This is a genomic window from Actinotalea sp., from assembly GCF_035443605.1.
In the GTDB taxonomy this organism is placed as follows: Bacteria; Actinomycetota; Actinomycetes; order Actinomycetales; family Cellulomonadaceae; genus Actinotalea.
On record NZ_DAORSQ010000161.1, the window covers coordinates 1 to 3,942 of the forward strand.

The 3,942-nt window shown below is 75.1% G+C and carries 7 protein-coding genes; 2 read left to right on the plus strand and 5 right to left on the minus strand.

The window, feature by feature from the left end; translation table 11 throughout:
- Nucleotides 1–388: TrkA C-terminal domain-containing protein (locus PKY62_RS12445; RefSeq protein ID WP_324537429.1), on the plus strand; the 388-nt coding region annotated here is incomplete at its 5' end.
- Here PKY62_RS12445 and PKY62_RS12450 read toward each other — a convergent pair.
- From PKY62_RS12450 to dut, 4 genes are all read right to left on the minus strand, one after another.
- Entirely contained in the window at nucleotides 315–1,085 is a 771-nt protein-coding gene (locus tag PKY62_RS12450; RefSeq protein WP_324537431.1) for a DUF3159 domain-containing protein, read from the minus strand. The two genes, PKY62_RS12445 and PKY62_RS12450, sit on opposite strands and share 74 nt — an antisense overlap.
- Nucleotides 1,086–1,089: 4 nt before the next feature.
- The gene (locus tag PKY62_RS12455) at nucleotides 1,090–1,512 is read right to left on the minus strand and encodes an OB-fold nucleic acid binding domain-containing protein (protein ID WP_324537434.1); all 423 of its coding nucleotides are present in this window, start codon (nucleotides 1,510–1,512) and stop codon (nucleotides 1,090–1,092) included.
- On the minus strand, nucleotides 1,512–2,255 hold the full coding sequence (locus tag PKY62_RS12460) for a DUF3710 domain-containing protein (protein ID WP_324537436.1): 744 nt from the start codon (nucleotides 2,253–2,255) through the stop codon (nucleotides 1,512–1,514). Before PKY62_RS12460 ends, PKY62_RS12455 begins: the two co-directional genes overlap by 1 nt.
- A gap of 62 nt (nucleotides 2,256–2,317) precedes the next feature.
- Nucleotides 2,318–2,857, minus strand: a complete 540-nt coding sequence (gene dut, locus PKY62_RS12465; protein ID WP_324537438.1) for a dUTP diphosphatase — start codon at nucleotides 2,855–2,857, stop codon at nucleotides 2,318–2,320.
- 76 nt (nucleotides 2,858–2,933) lie between these two features.
- On the opposite strand from dut, the gene PKY62_RS12470 reads away from it, so the two are divergent.
- Nucleotides 2,934–3,422, plus strand: coding sequence for a DUF3093 domain-containing protein (locus tag PKY62_RS12470; RefSeq protein WP_324537440.1), 489 nt, complete (start codon nucleotides 2,934–2,936; stop codon nucleotides 3,420–3,422).
- On the opposite strand, the gene PKY62_RS12475 is transcribed toward PKY62_RS12470, so the two are convergent.
- Nucleotides 3,392–3,691, minus strand: coding sequence for a DUF4193 domain-containing protein (locus tag PKY62_RS12475; protein WP_324537442.1), 300 nt, complete (start codon nucleotides 3,689–3,691; stop codon nucleotides 3,392–3,394). The two genes, PKY62_RS12470 and PKY62_RS12475, sit on opposite strands and share 31 nt — an antisense overlap.
- Nucleotides 3,692–3,942 lie beyond the last annotated feature (251 nt).

The following is a 3,942-nucleotide window of genomic DNA, read 5'->3' on the forward strand; positions in this document are numbered from 1 at the left end:
CCGCGTGAACAACCCCAAGAACGAGTGGATGTTCGACGAGGCGTGGGGCGTGGACGTCGCGGTCTCCACGCCGAGGATCATGACGGCGATGGTCGAGGAGGCCGTGGCCGTCGGGGACCTCGTGAAGATCTTCACGTTCCACCAGTCGGGCGCGGACATCCTCGAGGTGACCCTGCCCCTCGAGTCGCCGCTCGTCGGGGTGCGCGTCGGTCAGGTGGTCTGGCCCACCGACACGGTCCTGGCAGCCTTCGTGCGCGGCACGCGACCCATCGCGCCGACCGCTGACGACACCCTCGAGGCCGGGGACGAGCTGCTCATCGTGGCGGGCTCGGACGCCGACCTCGACGCTCTGCACGAGCTCCTGGTGACGCCACGAGCAACCACGTGAGCCACAGGGTCACCGCGAACAGCGGGACCCCCATGGCGAGCTTGGCCGTGCCCAGCGCGGCGACGCCGTCGGCGCCCTGCAGGTAGAACGGCACCTGCACGGCCAGCCGGGCGCCGAACATCGCGGCCCACAACCACGTCGCCCAGCCGTACCGGCGGCGCAGGTGGTCCTGCGCCGGGTCCGTGCGCCACGTCATCGGCTCGCTGCGCAGGAGGCTGACGACGACGCCGACGGCCGGCCAGCCGGCGAGGGCCGAGACGGCCATCGCGATGAGGTAGCCGACGTTGGCGAGCAGCCCACCGGCGAAGTAGTTCTCCGCCTCCCCCGTGCGCCAGGCCCACAGGACGCCGATCCCCACGCCCAGCAGCCCCGAGAAGGCCTGGGTCATGGGCGTGCGCTGGAGCAGTCGCACCAGCACGGCGGCCACGGCCAGCGCGGCGGAGGCGACCAGCGCGGGCACGAGCTGCCGCGTGGCGAGGTAGGCCACGACGAAGACGAGGCCCGGGGCGGTCGACTCGACCATCCCCCGCACACCGCCGATCGCGTCGGCGAAGGAGAAGTCGTCCGCCACGAGGGTCCGGACGCCACGCAGCGGCGCGTCCGGCGGCACGGAGGCGGCGGGGACGCCCGCCTGCTCCGCCTGCTGGTCCTCCTGCTGCCCCTCGGTCGGCCCGGTCCCCGGACCGACGGGGGGCACGTCCTCACTCACCGGGACGCGGGCTGAGCTCGTAGCGCGGGTTGAACATCGTGGGGCGGCCGTTCTGCAGGCAGACGAGGCCCTCCACCCTGGCGCGCCGGCCCGGCTCGATCCCGCGGATCTGGCGCCGGCCGAGCCACACCACGGTGAGGGTGCCGCTGCCGTCGTAGAGCTCGGCCTCGAGGGCCTGGACGGTCTGCCGGGGGCGCAGCGTCACGCTGCGCACGACGCCGGAGACCTGGGCCCGATGGCGCGAGGAGAGCTCGGCGACGGCTGTGCACCCACGACGCTCCGTCTCGCGCCGCTCCTCGTCCGCCTCGATCTCGGCCCGCGAGGCAAGGAGCGCACGCACCGCGCCGCGCAGACCGCCCCGGTGCGGACGGCCCGTGGCGGGTCCCGCCTGCTGCTCCGACCCGGCGGCGACCATCAGTGGATCTCGGTGATCTCGGGGCCCCGCACGAACGGGTCGAGGCTCGCGGCCGGTGCGGACGGCGCCGCGGCCGGCGTCGCGGCCGCGCCCGGCCGCACGCCGGGCATCGTCAGCGGCAGCAGGTCGCGCGGCGCCTTGGCCGCCGAGCCGCGCACCACCACGACGTCGGCGAAGAGGCCCTCGAGGGTCTGCGCCTCCTCCGGGTCGATGGCCGCGCGGCCGGTGAGCACCCCGCGCAGGAACCACCGCGGGCCGTCGTGGCCGATGAAACGCGCGGGCCGGTGGCCCGTGCGACCCTCGGCCGTGCGAACGGGGACCCGGGCGAGCAGCTCGCGACCGAAGGGGCCCGGCAGGTCGTCGGCGGAGCCGCCCTGCTTGACGACCGACTCGGCGATCTCGGCACGGATGTCGTCCCAGATCCCCGCGGTGCGCGGTGCGGCGAAGACCTGCAGCTGCAGCGTGGACCCGTCGATGGTGACCGCTGCGGCCGAGACGATCGAGGTCGACTTGTCGATCTCCATCCGCAGCTCCATGGAGTCGCGTCCGGGCAGCCACAGGGCGCCGAGGTCGACGCGGCGCCCGCGCTCGTCGACCTCGGAGACGTCCCACGGCCCGCGCCGCGCCTCGTCCGCGACGCCGTCGAGCCGGCCGTCCGTCTCGACGGGCGCCTCGCCGCCGGGCTCGGCCTGACGGCCCGGCTCATCCTGCGCGGACCCCTTGGCCCTGCGGAACAGTCCCACGCGTGCATCCCTCTCGATGATCTGTCCGTCCACGATAACCGCGTACCGCGGCCCGGAAGTCCCTACGGCTGCGCCGGGCCGTCCCCGGCACCCTCGACCGCGCCCCTTGCCGCGCCGTCGACCGCGCCGTGCCAGCCCCCGCTCGAGCCGAAGCCGCCGTCGCCACGGTGCGAACCGGGCAGCCGCTCGGCGCGCACGAACCGCGCCCGCTCGACGCGCTGGACGACGAGCTGGGCGATCCGGTCGCCGCGGTGCAGCACCACGGGCGTCGTGGGGTCGGTGTTGTGCAGCGTGACCTCGATCTCGCCGCGGTACCCGGCGTCGACCGTCCCGGGCGCGTTGAGCACGGTGAGGCCGTGCCGGCGCGCGAGACCCGAGCGTGGGTGGACGAACGCCGCGTAGCCGGCCGGCAGGGCGATCCGCACCCCGGTCGGCACGGTGAGGCGGCCCGAGGGCGGCACGACGGCGTCGACGCGGGTGACGAGGTCGGCCCCGGCGTCACCCGGGTGGGCGTAGGCGGGTGCCGGGAGGTCGCCCTCGACCAGCACGAGCAGCACCTCGACGTCGCCGTCGGTCGCGGTGCGGGGGTCGGGGGTCTGCACGGTGCCCGACTCTAGTGCGCGGGCGGGCCCGCCGACGCGGACCCCAGCCGGGACGCCGACCTGGGATGCTGGGGCGATGCGCACCGCACCGGACCCGAGCACGTACGACGAGCGCCTCTGGCCGGGCCCGCTGGGCTGGTTCCTCGTGCTGGGGTTCGGGGTGCTCATGACCATCTCCGTGTGGCCGGTGCGCCCCGCCGCGGCCCTCGTCACCGGCGGCCTGGCCGTGGTGGGCGGCGTCGTGGCCGCCGTGCTGTCCAGCCCGCGCGTGCGGGTGGCCGACGGCGAGCTCCGGGCGGCCGCCGCGCACATCGACGTCGCCTGGCTGGGGGCCGGGACGGCGCTGGACCGCGACGGCGTCCGCAGGGCGATGGGCCCGGGATCGGATGCACGGGCCTTCGTCGTGCTGCGCTCCTGGCTGCCGGGCGCCGTGTCCGTCGAGGTCACCGACCCCGGCGACCCGACCCCGACGTGGCTCATCTCCTCACGCCACCCGGACCGGCTGCTCGCGGCCGTCCGGGCGGCCCAGCAGGCTCAGGCGGCGCACTCCGAGCAGATCGGCTGACCGTTCTTCTCCGCGGCCAGCTGGCTGCGGTGGTGCACCAGGAAGCAGCTGGAGCACGTGAACTCGTCGGGCTGACGCGGCAGCACGCGGACGGAGAGCTCCTCGCCGGACAGGTCGGCACCGGGCAGCTCGAAGCCTTCTGCGGCCTCGGTCTCGTCCTCGTCCACGACGCCGGAGTTCTTGTCGGCCCGGCGGGCCTGGAGCTCCTGGAGGGAATCCTCCGAGAGGTCTTCCTCGGTCTTGCGGGGGGCGTCGTAGTCGGTTGCCATCAGGCGTTCCACACTCCGTGTCAGTCAGGCCGGGCGGCGCCCGGGCGGGCGCGCTCTGGATCGGTACGTACTCAATGTCCGGCGGCAGCCGGTTGTTCCCGCACCCCTTCGGCGAGGGGATTGTGCCCTATCCGCGGGCCATGTGCACACCGCAGCGTGGTGGGCGGCGCACATCGGGCCCGTCCGGCGGCGCGCGACGGTCGTCGGCCGGACGTCAGGGGCGGTCGGTGTCGGCGGCCTGCTCCTCGAGC

What these genes read in the sequence shown, in the direction of transcription:
- PKY62_RS12455 (WP_324537434.1), bottom strand. Translation starts at nt 1,512, where the DNA reads ATGGTCGCCGCCGGGTCGGAGCAGCAGGCGGGACCCGCCACGGGCCGT.
- PKY62_RS12470 (WP_324537440.1), top strand. Translation starts at nt 2,934, where the DNA reads ATGCGCACCGCACCGGACCCGAGCACGTACGACGAGCGCCTCTGGCCG.
- PKY62_RS12475 (WP_324537442.1), bottom strand. Translation starts at nt 3,691, where the DNA reads ATGGCAACCGACTACGACGCCCCCCGCAAGACCGAGGAAGACCTCTCG.